At 50.1% G+C, this 19,293-nt stretch carries 17 protein-coding genes and 2 pseudogenes; 11 read left to right on the forward strand and 8 right to left on the reverse strand.

The genetic code is table 11. The features are described from left to right. The first annotated feature begins 167 nt into the window (after positions 1-167). From NZ653_06225 to galK, 5 genes and pseudogenes are all read left to right on the forward strand, one after another. Positions 168-269 (forward strand): annotated as a pseudogene (locus NZ653_06225) (G5 domain-containing protein). Positions 270-485: 216 nt separating this feature from the next. Further along, positions 486-602, forward strand: a pseudogene (locus NZ653_06230) (3D domain-containing protein). Positions 603-733: 131 nt separating this feature from the next. Next, positions 734-1,582: a 16S rRNA (adenine(1518)-N(6)/adenine(1519)-N(6))-dimethyltransferase RsmA gene (gene rsmA, locus NZ653_06235; GenBank protein MCS7286710.1), complete on the forward strand. Its 849-nt coding sequence runs from the start codon at positions 734-736 to the stop codon at positions 1,580-1,582. Further along, positions 1,579-3,522: a DUF2723 domain-containing protein gene (locus tag NZ653_06240; protein ID MCS7286711.1), complete on the forward strand. Its 1,944-nt coding sequence runs from the start codon at positions 1,579-1,581 to the stop codon at positions 3,520-3,522. Before rsmA ends, NZ653_06240 begins: the two co-directional genes overlap by 4 nt. Positions 3,523-3,544: 22 nt before the next feature. Beyond that, on the forward strand, positions 3,545-4,729 hold the full coding sequence (galK, locus tag NZ653_06245) for a galactokinase (protein MCS7286712.1): 1,185 nt from the start codon (positions 3,545-3,547) through the stop codon (positions 4,727-4,729). Here the strand turns inward: galK and NZ653_06250 are convergent. Genes NZ653_06250 through radA form a run of 5 tightly spaced genes read right to left on the reverse strand, consistent with a single transcriptional unit; the run spans position 4,716 to position 8,610 of the window. Continuing rightward, entirely contained in the window at positions 4,716-5,918 is a 1,203-nt protein-coding gene (locus NZ653_06250; protein MCS7286713.1) for a FecR family protein, read from the reverse strand. The genes galK and NZ653_06250 overlap by 14 nt on opposite strands. Then, positions 5,918-6,196, reverse strand: coding sequence for an acylphosphatase (locus NZ653_06255; GenBank protein ID MCS7286714.1), 279 nt, complete (start codon positions 6,194-6,196; stop codon positions 5,918-5,920). The genes NZ653_06250 and NZ653_06255 overlap by 1 nt, the downstream gene beginning before the upstream one ends. A gap of 14 nt (positions 6,197-6,210) precedes the next feature. Next, positions 6,211-6,753, reverse strand: coding sequence for a 16S rRNA (guanine(966)-N(2))-methyltransferase RsmD (rsmD, locus tag NZ653_06260; GenBank protein ID MCS7286715.1), 543 nt, complete (start codon positions 6,751-6,753; stop codon positions 6,211-6,213). Then, entirely contained in the window at positions 6,750-7,235 is a 486-nt protein-coding gene (locus tag NZ653_06265) for a hypothetical protein (GenBank protein MCS7286716.1), read from the reverse strand. The genes rsmD and NZ653_06265 overlap by 4 nt, the downstream gene beginning before the upstream one ends. 7 nt (positions 7,236-7,242) lie before the next feature. Continuing rightward, a complete protein-coding gene (gene radA, locus NZ653_06270; GenBank protein MCS7286717.1) occupies positions 7,243-8,610 on the reverse strand; it encodes a DNA repair protein RadA in 1,368 nt (455 codons plus the stop codon). Between the two features lie 389 nt (positions 8,611-8,999). Here radA and NZ653_06275 point away from each other — a divergent pair, with 389 nt between their 5' ends. The 6 genes from NZ653_06275 (at position 9,000) to NZ653_06300 (ending at position 16,717) form a co-directional block, all read left to right on the forward strand. Continuing rightward, entirely contained in the window at positions 9,000-9,917 is a 918-nt protein-coding gene (locus NZ653_06275; protein ID MCS7286718.1) for a DUF1385 domain-containing protein, read from the forward strand. After that, a complete protein-coding gene (locus NZ653_06280; GenBank protein MCS7286719.1) occupies positions 9,868-11,460 on the forward strand; it encodes a cyclic nucleotide-binding domain-containing protein in 1,593 nt (530 codons plus the stop codon). Before NZ653_06275 ends, NZ653_06280 begins: the two co-directional genes overlap by 50 nt. Beyond that, on the forward strand, positions 11,457-13,016 hold the full coding sequence (locus NZ653_06285) for an ATP-binding protein (protein MCS7286720.1): 1,560 nt from the start codon (positions 11,457-11,459) through the stop codon (positions 13,014-13,016). Before NZ653_06280 ends, NZ653_06285 begins: the two co-directional genes overlap by 4 nt. 34 nt (positions 13,017-13,050) lie before the next feature. Further along, entirely contained in the window at positions 13,051-13,713 is a 663-nt protein-coding gene (locus NZ653_06290) for a TVP38/TMEM64 family protein (protein ID MCS7286721.1), read from the forward strand. Between the two features lie 432 nt (positions 13,714-14,145). Continuing rightward, positions 14,146-15,651, forward strand: a complete 1,506-nt coding sequence (locus NZ653_06295; GenBank protein MCS7286722.1) for a glycogen synthase — start codon at positions 14,146-14,148, stop codon at positions 15,649-15,651. Beyond that, on the forward strand, positions 15,626-16,717 hold the full coding sequence (locus NZ653_06300) for a hypothetical protein (GenBank protein ID MCS7286723.1): 1,092 nt from the start codon (positions 15,626-15,628) through the stop codon (positions 16,715-16,717). The genes NZ653_06295 and NZ653_06300 overlap by 26 nt, the downstream gene beginning before the upstream one ends. 77 nt (positions 16,718-16,794) lie before the next feature. On the opposite strand, the gene NZ653_06305 is transcribed toward NZ653_06300, so the two are convergent. Genes NZ653_06305 through NZ653_06315 form a run of 3 tightly spaced genes read right to left on the reverse strand, consistent with a single transcriptional unit; the run spans position 16,795 to position 19,269 of the window. Next, a complete protein-coding gene (locus NZ653_06305; GenBank protein ID MCS7286724.1) occupies positions 16,795-17,247 on the reverse strand; it encodes an ATP-binding protein in 453 nt (150 codons plus the stop codon). Between the two features lie 35 nt (positions 17,248-17,282). After that, positions 17,283-17,630, reverse strand: coding sequence for a hypothetical protein (locus NZ653_06310; protein MCS7286725.1), 348 nt, complete (start codon positions 17,628-17,630; stop codon positions 17,283-17,285). A gap of 37 nt (positions 17,631-17,667) precedes the next feature. Further along, positions 17,668-19,269, reverse strand: coding sequence for a hypothetical protein (locus NZ653_06315; protein ID MCS7286726.1), 1,602 nt, complete (start codon positions 19,267-19,269; stop codon positions 17,668-17,670). Between the last annotated feature and the right edge of the window lie 24 nt (positions 19,270-19,293).

Raw genomic sequence — 19,293 nt, forward strand, 5'->3', positions numbered from 1 at the left:
TCATGGCTCAGGAAAAATTAATACTGGCAGGACGCGATTATACTATCCCTCCACTTGAAAGCCCTATCTTTGACGGGATTGAAGTGAAGGTTGTGAGGGTAAAAGAAGAAATTCTGATGCAAGAGGAGCCAATCCCCTACGAAACCCACTGGAAACCTGATGAGTCTATGGAGCTGGACACGAGGATGGTGGTTCAGGAAGGGAAAAATGGGATATTCCGCAAGCGCTACCGTGTAATTTACGAAAATGGCGAAGAGAAAGAGCGAAAGCTTGAGGATCAATGGGTAGCCGTGCCCCCTGTAAGCAGAATTATCGCTTACGGGACGAAGATTGTGATCCGGGAACTGGAAACCCCGGAAGGGACGATAAAATACTGGCGGCGCATAAGGATGCTGGCAACATCTTACACTGCAGCTACAGCGGGAAAAACAAGAGATCACCCCCTTTATGGAATAACCCGCATGGGTTTGAGGGCCAGGAAAGGCATTGTAGCGGTGGATCCGAAGGTTGTGAACCTTGGAACCTGGGTATACGTGCCGGGCTACGGGGTAGGCTTTGCTGCCGATACGGGTGGGAAAATAAAGGGGCGCCGTATTGACTTGTGCTATGATGAAGATAATTTGGTGCTCTGGTACAAATGGGTTGATGTTTACCTCCTGGCCCCTCCTCCCCCGCCTGAGAAAATCAACTGGGTAATCCCAGATTGGCCTAAGGAGCGCAGAAGGCGTTAGAAGTGGAAGCTCAGGACCCCAGGAAAATTCTAAAGGAAAAGGGGATTAGGCCCCGTAAAAGCCTGGGCCAGCATTTCATGATAAGCCCGACAGGCATGAGAAAAATCATGGAGGCCCTTGCCCCCTGCCCTCAGGATGTGATCGTGGAGGTGGGGGCGGGCACAGGGTTTCTCACCGTACCCCTTGCCCAGAGGGTGGCTAAGGTAATAGCAGTAGAAATTGACAGGCGCCTTGTGGAAGTCCTGAGAGAGGTTTGTGCGGTTTTGCCTAACGTGACAATAGTGGAGGGCGATGTTCTGGAATTTCCCCCGGGTGCCCTCTTAGAGCAGGGAAGGTGTGCCGGAGTGCCCTATAAGCTCGCGGGCAATTTACCTTATTACATAGCATCAGCCATATTACGCCATTTCTTGGAAAATACCCCAAGGCCTTCGGTAATTGTTGTAACGGTTCAGAAAGAGGTTGCCCAGAAAATCCTGGCCCATCCCGGAGAAATGAGCCTTCTTTCCGTCAGTGTGAGGCTTTATTCCAGACCCGAGCTCATAACATACCTCCCTCCGGGCGCTTTCTTCCCTCCACCAGAGGTGGATTCAGCTGTGGTGAGACTGGAAGTTTTGCCGGAGCCCCTCGTACCGGCAGGAGAAGAAGAGGGTTTTTTCCGAATAGTAAAGGCTGGCTTTGGAGGGAAGCGCAAAACTCTTCGCAACGCTTTCAAAAGAGGGCTCGGCTTACCGGCCGAGGTAGTGGAAAGACTTCTCACCGAAGCAGGTATAAACCCTGAAAGGCGTGCCGAAACTCTAACCATTGAAGAATGGATTAAAATTTGGGAAACATCGCGCCGGTTGCATTTATGAAAAGAGAGCACATCCTTGTCTTTAAGAAACCGGATATTCTTGTGGCTTCTCTTCTGGGGTTAAGCTCGTTCATCATCTACCTGCTGACCCTGTCTCCTGATATAGTAGGTGGAGACCCGGGAGAAGCCCAGTTTGTCCCTTACATCTTAGGGCTAATGCATGCTCCAGGTTACCCCCTTTACACCCTAATGGGTTGGGTTTGGGGGCACGCAGTTCCCCTGGGCAACGTAGCTTTGAGGATGAACCTTCTCTCAGCAGTATGGGCAGCCTCAACGGTGGCTTTGATTTACCTGATGACTCGTCGCCTGGGGAGCAACAGGGCAGGAGCAATGCTGGCTTCGTTCTCCTTAGCTCTCAATCCTCTTTTCTGGGAATGGGCTACAATGGCCGGAATCCGCAGCCTTACTGCCTTTTCCTTTGCCCTGGTCCTGTATCTGGCCCTTTCCCTTCGCGAGACCTCTGCAGAAGGCAAAGGCTCCATAAAAGCCTTCTGGCTCTTTTGTTTAGTTCTTGGATTAAGCCTGGCACACCACCGAACTATCGTATTACTTTTCCCGGCCCTCGCCTTTCTCCTCTGGGATAAGCTAATCCAGCTAGTGAGGAGTCCTCGCATTTTACTGATAGCCCTGATAATGCTGATAATCCCTCTTTTGCTCTACTTGTACTTGCCTATCCGAAGCCTTATGGCCCCACCCTTTGACAGGGATAAACCAAACACTTTAGACCGCTTTTTGGACTTTGTAATTTTCTGGGGTGCGGTAGCTTCGTCAAGATTTATAACCGTTTCCATCTTTTTGAAACGGCTTTATGTGTTTGCGAGTTATACAATCCAGCAATTTCATTGGTTGGGCTTTGCTTTGGGTTTTGCGGGGCTGATTTATTTGGCGAAGATCAAATCCAGAGAGATGGTGTTTTTGCTCTTAAGCTACCTCGCTCTTGTGGGCTTCACCCTTGTGTGCATACCAATGCTGGGGGAAAAGTTGCTGTTTTTCCTCCTTTTGCCGGCTCACTTAATTTTCGCCCTCTGGATAGGGCTGGGGGTGGATTTTCTGATGAAATTAGCCTTGGGGTTAAGAACCTCGGGAAACTGGCCAAAGGCTATTTCTACAGGGCTTTTCATAGGTTCTACTATGGGGCTGGGGATGCTCGGTCTTAATAATTACCATGTATTGGAAGAAACAAGAAGAGCCCCTTTAGATTTTTATCGGCAGAGTCTGAGGGGGTGGAATGCTCGCCGCTTCGCTGAACTCACCTTCAACCTTGTGGCTCCTCACAGCCTTATCATCGCCGATTGGGAACAGGCAACTCCTCTCTGGTATTTGCAACTGATTGAAGGGAAACGCCCCGATGTCCAAGTCATAAGCTTGGATGAGGAATGGAAATTTGATGCTGTAGTGGAGAAAGCAAGGCAGGAAGGAAGGCCTGTGTACGCTGCGCGGGCTTTTCCAGCTTTATATGGACGAAGATTTCTGGATAATGTAGGGCCTGTGATCCACCTCCGGGAAGAACCTTCCACCCATATCCCTTCCGAGGCCATACCGCTGGATTTAAATTTTGATGGGAAGCTCGGTTTGAAAGGTTATAAACTCTGGAAAATTTCTCTGAAGCGAGGCGACGTGCTTCCCATAACCCTTTACTGGCAAGCTCTTACCCCTATGGAACAAGCCTACTCCTTTTCCGTACGCCTCGTTGGCCCCAATGGGAAAGAAGTCATCCAGCAGGACAGGCCTGCAGCAGTATTAGGGTGCTATCCAACGTTCCTCTGGTCGCCAGGAGAAGTGATAGGAGATTACTATGAATTGCCATTGAAGCCAAACTGGCCACCAGGTCAATATAAGCTTAAAGTCATCGTATACCACTCACCAGCCCCTGGAGTCTGGTACAACCTTAAAGTGGGCGAAAGTGAAACGGCTGAGATTGCATCTTTTGAGGTAAAATGATTTTGCGGGAAGGAGTTAAACTATGGAGGTTAAGAAAATCCAGCCTTTGACATTGAAAGAAATAACTCTCGAGTTCACAAAGCGCTGGGGAGAAGAACCTGAGATCATCGCTCAAGCCCCTGGCAGGGTAAACCTTATAGGAGAGCATACTGATTATAACGGGGGCTTTGTCCTGCCAGTGGCGATCAATCGCTATATATGGGTAGCAGCTTCCCGCAACCCTTTGAAAGAGGTGACTTTCTATGCCCTCAACTTCCAGGATGAGACTTCTTTTTCTCCCGACAACATAACTTTTGAGCCTTTTAAACCCTGGAGCAACTATGTTCGGGGGGTGGCATGGGCCCTCGGGAAGGAAGGGTTTGAAATTCCTGGGGTGAAAGCGGTGATAGGAGGCGATATACCTATAGGGGCTGGGATGAGCTCCTCAGCTGCGGTGGAAGTAGCTGTAGCCCTGGCTTTCACCGTCCTGGCTGGTGTAAATCCCGACAGGAAAAAACTTGCCCTTCTCTGTCAGCAAGCTGAAAACGAATTCGTGGGAATGCGCTGCGGGATAATGGACCAATGGACTTCTCTGCTGGCTGAAGAAAAACATGCCCTCTTCCTGGATTGCCTGACCCTGGATTATGCTCACATCCCCTTCCCGGAAAATGTCTCAGTGGTCGTGGCCGATAGTCTGATCAGGAGAGAGTTAGCCAGCTCCGAATACAACCTCAGAAGAAAGCAATGTGAAGAAGCTGTAACACTCCTCCAGAACCGATGGCCCCATATTCGCTTCCTCAGGGATGTGAAGCCTGAGGAGATGCCCGGATGGGAAGATATCCTCCCTGAACCGCTAAGAAGCCGGGCTAAACACGTAGTGGAGGAAAATGCCAGGGTTATAAAAGCGATAGAGGCCCTAAGGAGAAATGATCTGGCAAGCTTTGGGCAGTTGATGTATCTTTCCCATAAAAGCTTAAGAGAACTTTACCAGGTGAGCTCTCCCGAACTGGACTTCCTTGTGGAAACAGCCGCGGCCTGTGAAGGGGTATATGGTTCAAGGCTTACTGGAGCTGGCTTCGGAGGGTGCACTGTAACTTTGGTGGACAAAAATTCAACCCAAATCCTGATGGAAAAGCTAAGGGAAGCTTACCGGGGCCGCTTCGGCTTTACCCCTGAAGTTCATGAGCTTAGCCCCAGCGGGGGTGCCCAGTACTTTATTGCCCGATGAGTCCTACTTCTGCAACATAACTCTCGTAATTCCACCCCGAAGCGTAAATCTGGATGGAGGTAATGTAAGCGGGGCGAGTGTCCTTAAGGATCTCAAAGAGGTTGCCTGTCTCGTAAGGGAACCACACGTCAGCCGGTATCTTTTCCCCATTATAAATGGGCCACTTGAGGGACGGATCTGGCTCAACTATGTAAAATCCGTGCACCCAGAAACGGTCAAAGCCGTAAATGTCCCTGTAATTGATCCGCACCATCAGGGGAAACTCTGAGCTGAGATATCCACCTCCTGCCAGGCTCTGATAGACAATTTTGACATCAAAGCGCAGGTTGAGATATTCATAATCTCGCACATCTTTCTCTATTAACTGGAGGACGCCTGTCTCGGTGTGAATTCCGTCATCCCCATGGCGGTAGAGGCGAAGGACTTTGCGGCCACGTTCTTCTACGATTTTGACTTCCCCATCCTGAGTATTGGGGTCGTGTTTGTAGAGGATTATTTGCCAGTAAGGAAGCAAAGGTTCCTTGAAGTCGCCGTTTTTAATAAGATTATGGGCCGCAGGCAGAGGAGGTGCAGGCGGTTTGTTTTCTTCGATTATTGTGCGCTGCCCTTCGAACAGGGTTACCAGATCCTCTTCAGATCCCACCAGGGCTTTTCCATCTCTTACGGTTATCTCAGTGCTCCTGTCGCCCACTTCTATTGAGTAGCTGCCTTCCCTGAGGGAAGCAGAAGTATGGGGCGTTAAAATCTGGAAAGAGAGAGGCCTTTCCTGATGGGCAACCACCACTAAACGCACTCTGCCTCTATCAACCTTTAAGGAGATAAGGTGTGGTTTAGAGCTCCAGCGGAAACGGGGAGAGCGCATTCTGGTCACTTCCACCTTAGCTTTACCATAGATTACAGCGATGCTTCCATCAAAAAAGGTGATAACGGCCCTGGAAGACTCATCGGGGGCTTCCACCAGAGACCCTTCTCTAATTATCCGGCTCTCAGCTACCCCCAAGGGCTCCGCATAGGGAGATTCCCTGACAAAGATCACGCTCCCTATCACAGTGACCGAAGCACTGTGGGATACCGTAGCATTAATTATGTACCAACGGATGGAAAGAGGAATCCCCACTGCCAGGAGGCAGAAAATGGCGAAAGAGGTTATGAGGACAAGCCAGGCAATGCGTTCTATATTCTGTTTCATCAGAAACGCACCTTAAAGCTATCGTAAAGGCCCTGGAAAGGCAACCACTCCGCTTCCACCTTTGTGACCACTGCACTGGGCGGGCCGCGATGCAAAAATTCCAGCAGCTTGCTCAGGGCCTCCTTCTCCCCTTCAGCATCCACTTCCACTGTGCCATCGGGATTGTTGCGCACCCACCCTTTTATACCCAGTTCCTGGGCCCTAAGGCGAGTGTAATATCGGAAGTTTACCCCCTGTACTATACCATGAACCTTGGCCTTAAGGCGAGCCATCTCCATAGCAGACCTCCTCCTCAAAGGCTGTAAAAGCATAGAAGAGTGCTTCCGTAACGGCGTTTGTCTTTAAGCTTAAGGTTTTCAAGAGGTAACTCCTCGTACTCTTTGGGGAAAATTTGCGCTATTACAAGCCCATCGGGATGAAGGTGCCGGGTTCTATCCAGAAGGAGCAAAGTCTTGGCCCACAGGCCTAAATATTGTGGCGGGGCTAAGTAAATTATGTCATAGGATCTGGAAGTTTCCCGCTCCAGAAATTTAAAGACATCTCCTTGCACAATTTCTGCTCGGGCTTCAAAACCTGTCCGACGCAAATTTTCCTGTAAAACCCGGATAACAAAGGGGTCTTTTTCCACGAAGGTAGCCTTAGCTGCACCTCTGCTCAGAGCCTCTATGCCTACACTTCCGGTGCCGGCGAAAAGATCCAAAAAAGAGGCCCCTTTGACTTTACCACCCAGGATGTCAAAGAGAGCAGCTTTTACCCTATCGGTTATGGGGCGAGTTTTTCTCCCCGGGACCGAAAGCAGCCTTATTCCACCTGCTTCTCCAGCAATCACCCTCATAATTTACCCTTTATTTTCTCCCTAAAAAACCAGAGCAAAGCTATAATTCCTACAACCTCTCCCACCAGAAGCTCCGGGTGTTCCATCATGACTTCAAAATAAGCCTTTCCGAAAGCCTCGGGAGAGCCTACATCCCGCCAGCGGTGAAAGCTCCAGCCCCTGAAGGGGAAGAAAAAGGTTTGAGGAAATTCCCAGATTCTGTCCAGTATTAAGTGGCCGGAAAAAGCCAAGGCATAGGGAAGATTGCGCCAATTTTTTAGAGCTATACCCACCCAGACGGCAAGGTGGAGAAGCAAGGTGTGAGAGAAAAGGAGGGCTGATTTGGACTCCGGGAAAACGAAGATCGCCAGAGGCTTATCGATTAAGTCGGGCAGTATAGCCGCCAGAGCCACTTTCTTATAATCAAGCCCTTTGAAAAAACCTTTTTTTCGGAGGAAACCGAACGTCGCAAGGCTCAATCCAATATGAGCCAGGGGAAGCATAAAGACCTCACCGCACAAGGGCTACATCAAGGGCTTCTTCCAGAGAGCGGGCCGGCACAATCTCCATACCATCAAAATTTTTCTGGCCGGCCTTCAAAGAGCTGGAAGGGACCAGACACTTTTTGAAGCCAAGCCTGGCGGCTTCAGCCAGGCGCTGGGGCATCTGCCTTACCCCTCTCAGTTCCCCCACAAGCCCTATCTCCCCTACAATTGCTAAATCCGCTGCCACAGGGACATTCCGAAAACCTGAAGCTATCGCCACAGCCACTGCCAGATCCACTGCAGGCTCCTTTATCTTTATCCCCCCTACCACATTCACGAATACATCCTGGTCAGAAAGATGCAATCCTACCCTCTTGGTCAATACAGCAATTAACAGCAGGAGCCTGTTAAGATCGATGCCATTAGCAGTTCGGCGGGGGATAGCGAAGCTTGTGGGAGAGGTAAGGGCCTGGATTTCCACCAAAAGGGGCCTTGAACCCTCCATAGTCACGGCGATGGCTGAACCGGAGGCACTGGGAACCCTTTCGGCTAAGAATATCTCCGAAGGGTTAGGCACCTCCTGCAAACCCTGCTCTTCCATCTCAAAAACCCCTACTTCTGAAGTGGCTCCGAAACGGTTCTTCACGCTGCGCAGTATTCTATAAGCATGGAAGGGGTCGCCTTCAAGGTATAAAACAGTATCAACAGCGTGTTCCAGGACCTTCGGCCCTGCTATATCCCCGGCTTTGGTCACGTGTCCTACCAGGAAAATGGGAATTCCTGTAGCTTTGGCCAGTTTGAGAAAGGCGTAAGCACACTCCCTGACCTGCACCACGCTTCCTGGGGTTGATTCCAGAACCTCGGAATAAATGGCCTGGATGGAATCAACCACCACCGTGAAAGGCTCCATCCGCTCAATGTGATTTAAAATTTGTTCCAAAGAAGTTTCAGCCAGAACGTAGAGATTTTCCTCCTGAACCCCAAGGCGAGCTGCTCTCATTTTGATCTGGCGAACGGATTCCTCTCCGGAAACATAGAGAACCGGCCGAGCACTTTCGCGAGCCAGCAGGGAAGCAATTTGCAAAAGTAAAGTGGATTTGCCTATGCCTGGTTCCCCTGCTATCAAGATAACAGAACCAGGAACTATGCCACCCCCCAGCACCCGGTTCAGCTCTACCATAGGGATTTCGATCCTGGCCACATCTTCGGAAGGAACGGCGGTTATGGGAAGGGGCTCAGATGTAGGGGTAACAAGAGTGCGGGGGTATACCTTGCGGACTTCTACAGATTTTTCAACCAGGGTATTCCACTCCCCGCACTTAGGACATCTACCCATCCACTTGGGAAAAGATGCCTCACACTTTTGACACACATAAAGGACTTTTTCCTTCATCGTAAGTTCTCCTGGGTTAATTATAAACCATTTCCAAAGCCAGGGCAAAAGGTAGCTAACAGGGTGGCCTGGCTCTTGCAGCGCCAAATAGGGACCGCTCTTTCCCTCTATACACCGGTGTAAGCGGTATGCTGCCGATTCTTCCAGGCCCACTCTGAGCCAGTTTACACATACGGCCCGAAGGCTTCAAGACGTAGGAGCTTCTTCCGGTTGACCGACCCCACCAGGACAAGCATCCGGAGCCCTGAGCTGCCCCGGGGAAACAAGCGAGCAAAGGAAGTCCCGGGGTCGGTGGAAACGTTTGGCGACAGGAAAAGGTAGCCATTCATATTGCGTTTATTTAGCCAGTGATTATAAAATAACTTGAAAACTTTTGAGGTGAGCTTCCCATGAACTACGGAGGCCAGGCAGTAATCGAAGGTGTAATGATGAGAGGGGAAAAGGTTCTAACCATCGCTGTGCGCTCCCCGAGCGGCCAAATTGTAATCCACTCCGAACCCCTTGACCCGAAAATATACCGGAGTCTCTGGGCCAGGATTCCTTTTGTACGAGGATTGATAATGCTTTGGGATGCTTTCGCTCTGGGGTTAAGAGCGCTTTTCTTTTCAGCTAACGTTGCCCTGCAGGAGGAAAAAACGGAGATAAAAGGGGTGTGGGCCTGGTTTATCGTTTCGTTTTCCCTCGCTGTTGCTCTGGCTTTATTCTTTCTCCTTCCCGCGCTAATAGCTGGTTTGCTGGAAAAGTTTATACCTTCTACGCTTTTCATAAACCTTCTGGAAGGGGTTATAAGGCTCGGCTTGTTTTTGGGCTATATAGCCATGGTGAGCCTTTGGCCTGATGTTAGAAGGGTGTTCGCTTATCACGGAGCTGAACACAAAGCTGTAAATGCTTATGAAATGGGAGCTCCCCTGGATCCCGAGTCGATACGTCGGTTTGGGACTTATCACCCTAGGTGTGGGACAGGGTTTGTTCTCTGGGTTGTAATAGTTTCCATAATCATTTTTGCTCTGCTCGGAAAACAGCCCCTTATCCTGCGCCTTTTAACCAGGCTTGTTCTCATCCCTGTGATTGTAATGGTTTCCTATGAAATTATAAGGTTTGGGCACCGCTACAGCTACAATAGTTTAGTCCGGGCTTTCATGTGGCCTGCCTTAGCCCTTCAGAGCCTCACCACCCGTCAACCTGACGACGGGATGATAGAAGTGGCTCTGGCGGCCTTGAAGAATTTACTGGAAATGGAGAAAGGAGAAAAACCCCTTGACAACGGAACTGATAATTTCGCTGCTCAAAAAACAGCCGCTCTTTAAAGATTTAAGCGATGCGGAACTGAGGGAGCTTGCGGCCATCGCCAAAAGCGAGCGGTTCCCTGAGAAAGCCCGCATAGTGGAGCAGGGAGAACTGAAGCCTGTTTACTATATTATCCTTTCCGGGGAAGCCATAGCCCGCTCTGTAGATGAGTTCGGCAAGGAAAGACCTGTCCGGTTTTTCAAAGAAGGCGACTCTTTCGGAGAGACTTCCCTGCTGGTAGGGGAACCGCGGGATGCCACTGTCGTGGCCAGGACTGATTTAGAAGTTTTATACATTGAGAAAAGCGAGTTTGACGCTCTCTTAAGCCGCAAACCGGAGATTCGCCAGAAGCTTCGCCCTCGTCCTGAAGTGAAGAGGCTCTGGGAGGCGCCCCGTTACGAATGGATGGTAAAAGGGGAAGTGATAGTCTGGCTCGGACACCGCCACTGGTTAGTGCTTTTTCCCTGGCTTATTATTTCCCTTTTGTTATTTATCTTATCGGGGCTTCTGGCCCTCTGGATTAGAGGGATTGTGCTCATGTTTATTCTGGTCTTTTTATTAATAGCATGGGCCGGATGGAGCTCTATTGTGCTCTGGAACTGGCGATTTGACCGTTATATAATCACCAACAGGCGTGTAGCTTTGATTGAAACGATCCCTTATCATATAGCGGCGCGCCACGAGGCTCCTCTGGAACGGATCCAGGGCGTTGATATTGAGAGAGGATTCCCCAAAACTATATTCGGGGTAGGCGACATCATTATTTCCACTGCTGCCAGGACTCAGCCCATTGTTTTCCAAAACATAAGCAGGCCAGAAGAGGTGGAAAGAATCATCAACGAGCAGAAGGCAAGAGCCTTAAGGTGGGAAAGAGCGGAAGAAAGAGAAAGGATAAGGAGGATAATGTTCGGGGAAGAAATTCCCAAGTCGCCCCCTTCCGAGCAACCCAAGTCTTTTCCGCTTGCCGCTTTGCTTTACCCCCTCAGAGGGGAAAAGCGCGAGGCAAATCAAGTGACCTGGTATACCCATTGGTGGGTGCTGGTCAAAAAGATCTGGCTTCCGGGTCTTACATTCCTGCTTCTGTTAATTTCAGCCTCATGGTTAAGATTGGAAGGCTTTTTAATCTGTATGTTCCTTTTTCTCCTGACCCTGAACTTTCTCTGGTTTTTGACCAGGGGATGGGACTGGGCCAACGAAAGGTATATCGTAACGCCTGAGCAGATCGTGATGTTGAGGATCACGCCCGTGTTGCCTGTAATCCCGCCGGTGTGGATCTTTTCCAGAATCACTCGCAAGATGGCTCCCATGAGTTCTGTTCAGGACGTGACCACTAGGATGGGCATTTGGGGTCGCATAATTGGAATGGGTGATGTCCTTGTTACTACCGCAGCTCCAGCGGGAGTGCTGGAGTTCAAGAACGTCCGCAATCCTTCCAGGGTTCAAGGTGTGATCTTTGAATTCCTTCAGCAATATTACGAAGCGCAAAAGAGAGAAAGGCTCGAGGAGACCAGAAGGCTTCTGGAAGATTGGTTCCAGGTTCACAGGGAGATTGAGCATTCATGATAATAAGTTACATAGATTACAGGCTCAGGCAAAGGGAATATCTTCTTGAAATAGCCAAGGCTATGACCTCCCGGCTGGACCTCAAATCTTTACTGCGCTTGATTTTGAGAGCTTCAGCGGAGCTTTTAGCTGGGGAAATTGGACTTATCGTGCTCAAGGAGGACGAGACTTTCCGTATAATGGCAAGCTATGGTATGGACCCGGAGCTACTTCCCTACTTTGAGCCCTTTCTGGCCGAAATTTATTTCCTGGGGGATCAAGGTCTTTCCCTTCCTCACCTGGAAATGCGCCTCAGGGTCGTTTCCCTGGCCACCGGCATCCCTCTCCGCCAGGTAATAGCTTTGCCTCTTGTAACTGAAGATGAGCTTCTGGGTGTAATTTATGTATTTCGAACCACAGGCTTGGCCTTCTCCGAGGACGAACGTCAGATCTTAGCGGGCTTTGCCGATCAAGCAGCTATAGCCGTGAGGAATGCTCGCCTCTACCGGGAAGTTCTAACTGAAAAGCAACGCCTGAAAGCGATAATAGAACACAGTGCTGATGGCATAATGATTCTGGATGATAAAGGGAAGATAGAGGTCTTCAACCGAGCCATGAGCCGGATTACTGGCATAAGGCCTGAAAGAGCTCTGGGGAAATATTGCTGGGACGTTCTGCGTTTGAAAGATTCCAGAGGCAGGGATTTATGCCAGAAAGAGTGTCCCTTCCTTAAAGCCGAGAGCTCTGATTTACCTTTCTACCTTGAAGGTGAAATATATCGCGAGGACGGGAAGCGTGTTGCCGTAGGCATCACTTACGCTCGCCTCACCGATAAAGAAGGGAAGGTGACGAATGTAATTGCAAGCGTGCGGGATATAACCAATATTAAAGAAGCGGAGGAGCTCAAATCCACCCTGATCTCGGCTATATCCCATGAGCTTAAAACCCCTGTGGCCATAATCAAAGGTTATGCCAATACTTTGCGGCGGGAGGATGCTCATTGGGATGAGAAAATTATCAAGGAAAGCCTAGCTGCCATAGAAGAAGAAAGTGATCGCCTGAGCCGGATGATTGACAACATTCTGGAAGCTTCTCGCATTCAGGCTGGGGCCTTAAAGTTGGAGATGGGAGATGTCTGGATCCCCAGGATAGCGGACAAAGTAGTGGAGTATTATCGGCGCCAGAGCCCCAAACATAATTTCGAGGTGGCTTTTCCGCCGGATTTTCCTGTCATCTTGGCCGATGAGGAAAGGATCAGGGAAGTGCTGGAGAATTTGGTGAACAATGCGGTAAAATATTCCCCTGAAGGTGGGACGATCTGGGTAGGAGGGTGGGTGGACCAGGATAAGGTTTATGTTTACGTCGTGGATCAGGGGATAGGGATACCGGAAGAAGAGCAAGAGAAGATTTTTGAACGGTTTTACCGGGCTGATTCCCCTCTCAAGAAGAAGACCAAGGGGGTTGGCCTTGGACTTTATATAACCAAAGCGATTGTAGAGGCTCATGGAGGTAAAATCTGGGTTGAAAGCGAGCCGGGTAAGGGGTCCAAGTTCATATTCTGGCTTCCGAAGCGTTAGTTTAGCGATCCTTCTGATTCTGCTTTTTCTGTTTATGGCATTAGAGCTGAGGAGGTTTTCTTTCTGGTTCTCGGAGGAGAAAGCGAGAGCTATCCTTCTGACCTCCAGGGGTTGGGGGCCTTTTGTTCTAATTTTACTTCAAGCTCTCCAAGTCTTTCTGGCCCCGATACCTGGCCAGTTTCTCGGAGTTGCAGGGGGGTATATTTTCGGTCCGTGGTTTGGGACCGTTTACAGTATGATAGGAACTATTTTAGGTTCAATCTTAGCAATAACCCTTGCCAGAAAATTCGGGCGCCCGCTGGTAGAACGCTTTGTGGCGAAAGAAACTCTTGCCCGGGTAGACGAGCTAACGGTTAAGGCTGGGATCTGGTTTTTCTTCATTGCTTTTCTTTTGCCTTTCTTCCCTGATGATGCCCTTTGTTTTTTGGCAGGCCTTTCCTCAATACCGATTCCATGGCTTTTGGCGGCAATAATAATTGGGAGGCTGCCTGGAGTTGCGGCATCGGCTTTCTTGGGGGCGGGGATTTCTCGCCTTCCTCCGGAGTTCATAGCAGTGGCTCTTATTTTGGGTTTATTGCTCATCCTCGCCTACTTGTTACTTCCACGTAAAAGCCAGCTGCGTTACTACGAGCGAGGCAATCTCCTGTCAGTGTTGGAGAGAATTCTCCGTCGCTTTACCCCTCGCGATAGCACTTAACCTTTGTTACAAGCACAACAATCCCCTGCCAGCACAGCATTTAGAGAATGGAAAAGGCAAAAGCTCTCCCCCCGGCGAAGCTTTCAAGTGTCCCCTAAATTCTCCCAACTAAGGGGGCGAACAGCCACCCTTTGCATCCCGCCCACGAGTGGGACCCTTGAGCGTGGCAAGCCCAAAGCCCATGAGGGTGGGGAAAATCGGGGGGTGGAGGGGGGTAAAGCCCCCACCCCGGGGGTTGGGGGGTGTCCCCCAAAAAAACCTCTAAAAGGGAGCGATCAGCCGACCCTTGCATCCCGCCCACGAGTGGGACCCTAAACCGTGGCAAGCCCAAAGCCCACGAGGGTGGGAAAAAGAGGAAATTTGGCATTCTATCCATTTATGGTTAAAATATCTCGCCAATGTGGCTCAATCAAGTCAGAGGGAGGTAAATGCATGGAGCATAAACTTAAGATCCTTTACTTGGCTGCAGAAGTAGTTCCCTTTGCCAAAACTGGAGGGCTGGCGGACGTAGCGGGCTCATTGCCCAAAGCTATAAAAGCCCTTGGGCATGACATTCGAGTGGCAATGCCTCGCTACGGACGCGTAAGCATTGAAAAATTCGGTTTGCAGTTAGTCCTGGAAAACCTGCAGATTCCCATGGACGAGGAAAAAGAGCTTGTGAAAATATTCCAAGGCACTCTCGGCAAGGATGTGCCCGTTTATTTCATAGACAATGACCGTTACTTCAACCGGGAAAGCATTTACATGTATCCCGACGATGCAGAACGATTCATCCTTTTCAGCAGAGCAGCCTTAGAAATGCTCAAGCCCCTGAACTTCAAGCCCGATATCATCCACTGCAATGACTGGCATACGGCCCTCATCCCCAACTGGCTTAGAACCATTTACCGGGATGACCCCTTTTACTCCGAAATCGCCACCGTCTATACCATCCACAACCTAGCCTATCAGGGGATATTCGGGTACAGAGTTTTGGAAATAGCAGGGTTAGATGAGTACGGATTTCTTTATCACCCCGACATGGCCGATCTGAACAATGTGGTGGATTTCATGGCCAGGGGAATTTACTTTGCCGATGTAATAAGCACCGTTAGCCCTCGCTATGCTCAGGAAATCCTAACCCCTGAATACGGCGAAAGGCTGGATCCGCTCCTCAGGGATAGAAGAGATCGGTTATTTGGCATCCTCAACGGCATTGATTATGAAACCTTTAATCCCGCCACTGATCCTTACATAGCCGTAAATTACGACGCCAGCTCTCTGGATAAGAGGGTTCAGAACAAGTTAGCCCTTCAGGAAGAAGCCAGCTTACCCAAGAACCCCGACATTCCCCTCATCGGGATGATCTCACGCCTTACAGATCAGAAGGGGCTTGATATACTGGTGGAGATTCTCGACCACCTTTTTGATAACTTTGAAGTGCAATTCGTGCTCTTGGGGACCGGGGAGCAACACTACCATGATGTGCTCAGGGGAATAGCAAAGCGCTATCCCCGGAATATGGGGCTATTTTTAACCTTCAATGCTCCTCTAGCTCAGAGGATTTACGCTGGAGCCGATATGTTTCTCATGCCTTCCCGCTTTGAGCCCTGTGGCCTTGGACAAATGATAGCTATGCGTTACGGAAGCGTCCCGATAGTAAGAGCTACTGGAGGCCTTGCCGATACAGTTAAAGATTACAATCCATTAACAGGCGAAGGGACCGGTTTTGTCTTTGAGCGATATGACCGATGGGCACTGTTTGGGGCCATCGTTAGAGCTCTGGAGCGTTACAAAAACCCCCAAGAGTGGCGCCGTATCCAGCTTCAGGGGATGAGAGTTGATTTCTCATGGGAGGCCTCGGCCAGAAAATACGAGGACCTCTATTACAAAGCGCTGGCTTCCAAAAAAGAGCTCAAACGTCTGGAGGACTATGGTGTCGGGAGAAAGCATCCTTAAAATTGAGGATTACTTGCACCAAATCGGTGAAGAGGAGCGTTCCCTTTTTGAGCGCATCTTTAGAGTGTTTATCAGCGAAGGGGGTCTTGAACCACCACCCTCCATGGTTCCCTGGATTGAAGCTCGTTTTAGTTCGGTGGATAGAGTCCTTCGGCAGAAAATCATAAAAATAGTTAACCTTATCACTCTGGAAGGGGCCCTCTTCAACAGCCTGAGATCTGAGCGGCCAATGGAGACCCGTTCTTCTGAAGAGGTGGATAACCTCATCAGAGCTCAGGAAGGGGACCCTTTCTGCCGGCCTCTCGAGCTTACCCCTTCCGATGTTTTCGGGCGCATAAGAGGCCGACACTCCATTACCGCTTCCAATGTCGCTAAGTACGACGGCTTCCATGGCCTTGTTATTTTTGACCAGCATAATCCTTTGATTTTCAGCCCAGAAGAAGTAAAGGATTACATTGATACAGCCCTTGAGTGGGCTCAGAAGGCCCACCAGGCCGACCCCGAAGCCCGTTATTTCTTTCTAATGTGGAACTGCCTTTGGAAAAGCGGCGCTTCCATAATCCATGGGCACCTTCAGATGACTTTGACCAGGGGAATGCATTACCCCAAGGTTGAAGCCCTTCGCCGGGCTGCTTTGAGCTACAGAGAAAGGTTCGGCTCCAATTATTTTGATGACCTCTACCGGATACATGAAGCGCTGGGGCTCGGATGGGAAGATGATGGGGTTCGCTACCTTGTTTACCTGACACCGATAAAAGAAAAGGAGACGCTTCTGCTGGCTTCGGAATTATCTAACCGCCTTAAGGGAGCAGTGTATAAAGTTCTGAGAGCTTTCATTGACCGGATGGGAGTTAAGAGCTTTAACGTTGCATTTTACTTGCCCCCTCTGGCTTCAACTCAGGAGGACTGGGAAGGATTCCCTTGCCTGGTCAGGATTGTGGATAGGGGCGACCCTTCAAACCGCACTTCAGATTTCGGGGCTATGGAGCTCTATGCCGCAAGTGTGATTTCTGATGATCCCTTCTTGGTGGCGAAATATCTGAAGGAAACTCTTACCAAAGTTTAACCATCCAGAAAGGAGGCTACCAGGGTATCGTAAAAGGAGATGACTCGCCTCTAAAATCGTTCTTAAGCCTTTTACTTCTACCCGACCGCTGTGAGCTTCCACCAGCGTTTTAAGATGAAGAGGCCCAGACCGGTGCTAGGAATCCCACTTTTCTGGGCTTCTTCGGTGCGGTAAAACGCCTGAAACAGTTTGGCAATTTCTTCTTGAGACAATGCCTTACCCCGGTCGTTGATTTCCACAACGGCCCAATCGCCCTGCCGGTAGATATTGATCGGGATATTCTGGTCAGAAGGAGCGTATTTGAGGGCATTTTCCATCAAATTGTAAAAGATCTGGTGTAAACGCCGCTCATCGGCTTTTAACTCCAGCTTCCTGAGTCCCTTCAGTTCAATACGATTTATTGAGTCCGGTGGTGCCATGGAAATCACATTGCGGATAACTCTGACCAGGTCGCACGGAACAAAGGATAAACGGAGCGGCCCCTTTTCCGCTTGTTCTCGGTCCAGGAGCCCAGAGAGCAAATAATTCATACGCCCGATGAGCCATAAGATCTGCAACCTGTCGATCAATTCGCTTCCTTAACTCTTTCCGGAGGACACGCAACTGGGCAGCTTGCTCTTCGCCTTGTTTGGTTATCTTTACTGTGGTCGTTCCATTGCTTTTCTAGACGGTCACTAATAGTTCGCTGAGTCGCTCGCAATTGTGCTGTTTGCTCGCTGGCCAGCCTTTCCACCCCTTCGATCAGTTCTCTGCGCACTGAAGCCAGTTGATTGGCAAACGAATCAGCCAGAGAGCTGGTTTTCTGATTGACCATTTCAGTAAGTTCGCGGTAATTGGTTTCAATGCGCGCTTCCAGTCCCTCCAAACGCCGCTCGGTAGAGCGTATCTGGGTGCCAAAAAGGATTTCCCGCACCCGTTCCAGTTCGTTGAGGGTTGTTTCCTCGTTTTTATTACGGCGAGATTTTGAGCCAGTAAGCTCTGTCCGGCGGTACTTCTATGCCTTTGGCCTTCATAAGGTGCATAGGTACCCCTTCCTCGGCCGCTCTGTCCCAGGAAAAAAGCTTCTGCAATTCCCCGGGAGGGTGGATTTGTTCCATGGCTTTATACCAGATAAGGCCATCTCTTCTCTGGTAGTGCCAGAATTCCAGAGCTTTGTAATCCCAGCGCCAGTCAAAATCTTCCCCCTGATGGGCTGGGATACGTTCCCACCCAGCTTCCCGAGCTATCCGGGTGAAGTCCAGGTAGTAGCCGTTAGGGATAAATCCGGGGTTTCCTTCTTTTCCAGGGCTGTAGCTTAATTCCCATGGGCGCTGGCGCAGAGGCTCCCCGCAAGAGCCGTCCTGCCTTGCACACCAGAGGTAAACCCTCCACCAGGTTTCCCCTCCCATTTCCTCCCGAGCTATCAGAAGACGATCGGTGTCAAAGTGGAGGTCAAAGGCTCTCCCTGCTTTATGCCAGCTGGTGTAATCGGCATATTCGCTCTGGAAATCTAAGGGACGGAAGGCTTCGCTCAAACGCCCGAGGAAATCGTAGCCTACTTCGCGGTGAATTCGCTCCCTCAAGTAGGCGAAAGAGTCCGCCACTGCGCCGCTGAGCCTGGGGTCATGGACCTTAACCCCTTTAAGTTCTTTGAGGGCACCTTTATAAGCAGGGGGAGGAGAAGCTTTTAAGCTCAGGGCTGGAATTTCTTTTCCGGAGAGTTTGAAGGCTCCGGAGACGCTCAAGCCCCCCCTGATGAAAGCCGGCCCCAGGAGGGTTTCAGGGAGGGATAGGAAGCCCGGATTTTTACCTAACATGAGCCTTTCACCATCGTAACGGTAAGCAATGAAAGCGAGGCGACCATCAGGCAACCACACGGGTGAGTCTTCCGCTGAAAGCCAGGTAATGCGATAGGCTTTCCTACTTTCAATTTCCATAACCCAGATAGCTTTGCGTCCATTTTCTTCTCTAATAAAAGCCAATTTACTGCCGTCGGGCGACCAGGAAGGAGAATATTCATCAGTGGTTTCGGTGGTGAGCTGGATTAACTTTTCAGTATCAAGCTCCAGCAGGAAAAGGTCTTTATCGCCAAAACGCCAGGAGGTAAAAGCTAAGAAACGGCCATCAGGTGACCAAGCAGGCTCAGCCTCGCCGGCAGGGCTATCGGGGGTGAGATTGCGAGGGTTTGAGCCATCAGCTTCCATAAGCCAGATGTCCAGATCTCCCTCTCTGAAAGATTCAAAAGCTATAAACCTGCCATCAGGTGACCAGGCTGGCTTCCCATCGTAATGGGGGTTTGAAGTAAGGCGAACCACATTGCTCTTTTCATCCATGAGGTATATATCCCAGTTTCCATCGCGGCGGGAAGAGAAGGCTAGCTTCCTGCCATCGGGCGAGAAAGCAGGGTCCCAATCCTCTGCCGGATGGGAGGTGAGGCGGAAGACTTTGCCCGTCTCAAGCTCAAGCGCGTAAAGGTCCCAGTTGCCATCCTTGAAGGCTGCGAAGGCTACCACAAGGTTCTGGGGTTGTATTAGCAGGGAAAGCGTTATGGTTAGAATTAAAACTTTGGACATTTAGCCTGCTCCGGTTATAATTTT

The organism is Anaerolineae bacterium (genome assembly GCA_025062375.1).
Lineage (GTDB): Bacteria > Chloroflexota > Anaerolineae > SpSt-600 > SpSt-600 > SpSt-600.

Coding starts and splice junctions, on each gene's coding strand:
- galK (MCS7286712.1), top strand. CDS start 3,545: ATGGAGGTTAAGAAAATCCAGCCTTTGACATTGAAAGAAATAACTCTC.
- rsmD (MCS7286715.1), bottom strand. CDS start 6,753: ATGAGGGTGATTGCTGGAGAAGCAGGTGGAATAAGGCTGCTTTCGGTC.
- NZ653_06265 (MCS7286716.1), bottom strand. CDS start 7,235: ATGCTTCCCCTGGCTCATATTGGATTGAGCCTTGCGACGTTCGGTTTC.
- NZ653_06305 (MCS7286724.1), bottom strand. CDS start 17,247: ATGAATTATTTGCTCTCTGGGCTCCTGGACCGAGAACAAGCGGAAAAG.
- radA (MCS7286717.1), bottom strand. CDS start 8,610: ATGAAGGAAAAAGTCCTTTATGTGTGTCAAAAGTGTGAGGCATCTTTT.
- NZ653_06250 (MCS7286713.1), bottom strand. CDS start 5,918: ATGAAACAGAATATAGAACGCATTGCCTGGCTTGTCCTCATAACCTCT.
- NZ653_06240 (MCS7286711.1), top strand. CDS start 1,579: ATGAAAAGAGAGCACATCCTTGTCTTTAAGAAACCGGATATTCTTGTG.
- NZ653_06275 (MCS7286718.1), top strand. CDS start 9,000: ATGAACTACGGAGGCCAGGCAGTAATCGAAGGTGTAATGATGAGAGGG.
- NZ653_06255 (MCS7286714.1), bottom strand. CDS start 6,196: ATGGAGATGGCTCGCCTTAAGGCCAAGGTTCATGGTATAGTACAGGGG.
- NZ653_06290 (MCS7286721.1), top strand. CDS start 13,051: ATGGCATTAGAGCTGAGGAGGTTTTCTTTCTGGTTCTCGGAGGAGAAA.
- NZ653_06295 (MCS7286722.1), top strand. CDS start 14,146: ATGGAGCATAAACTTAAGATCCTTTACTTGGCTGCAGAAGTAGTTCCC.
- NZ653_06315 (MCS7286726.1), bottom strand. CDS start 19,269: ATGTCCAAAGTTTTAATTCTAACCATAACGCTTTCCCTGCTAATACAA.
- NZ653_06300 (MCS7286723.1), top strand. CDS start 15,626: ATGGTGTCGGGAGAAAGCATCCTTAAAATTGAGGATTACTTGCACCAA.
- NZ653_06285 (MCS7286720.1), top strand. CDS start 11,457: ATGATAATAAGTTACATAGATTACAGGCTCAGGCAAAGGGAATATCTT.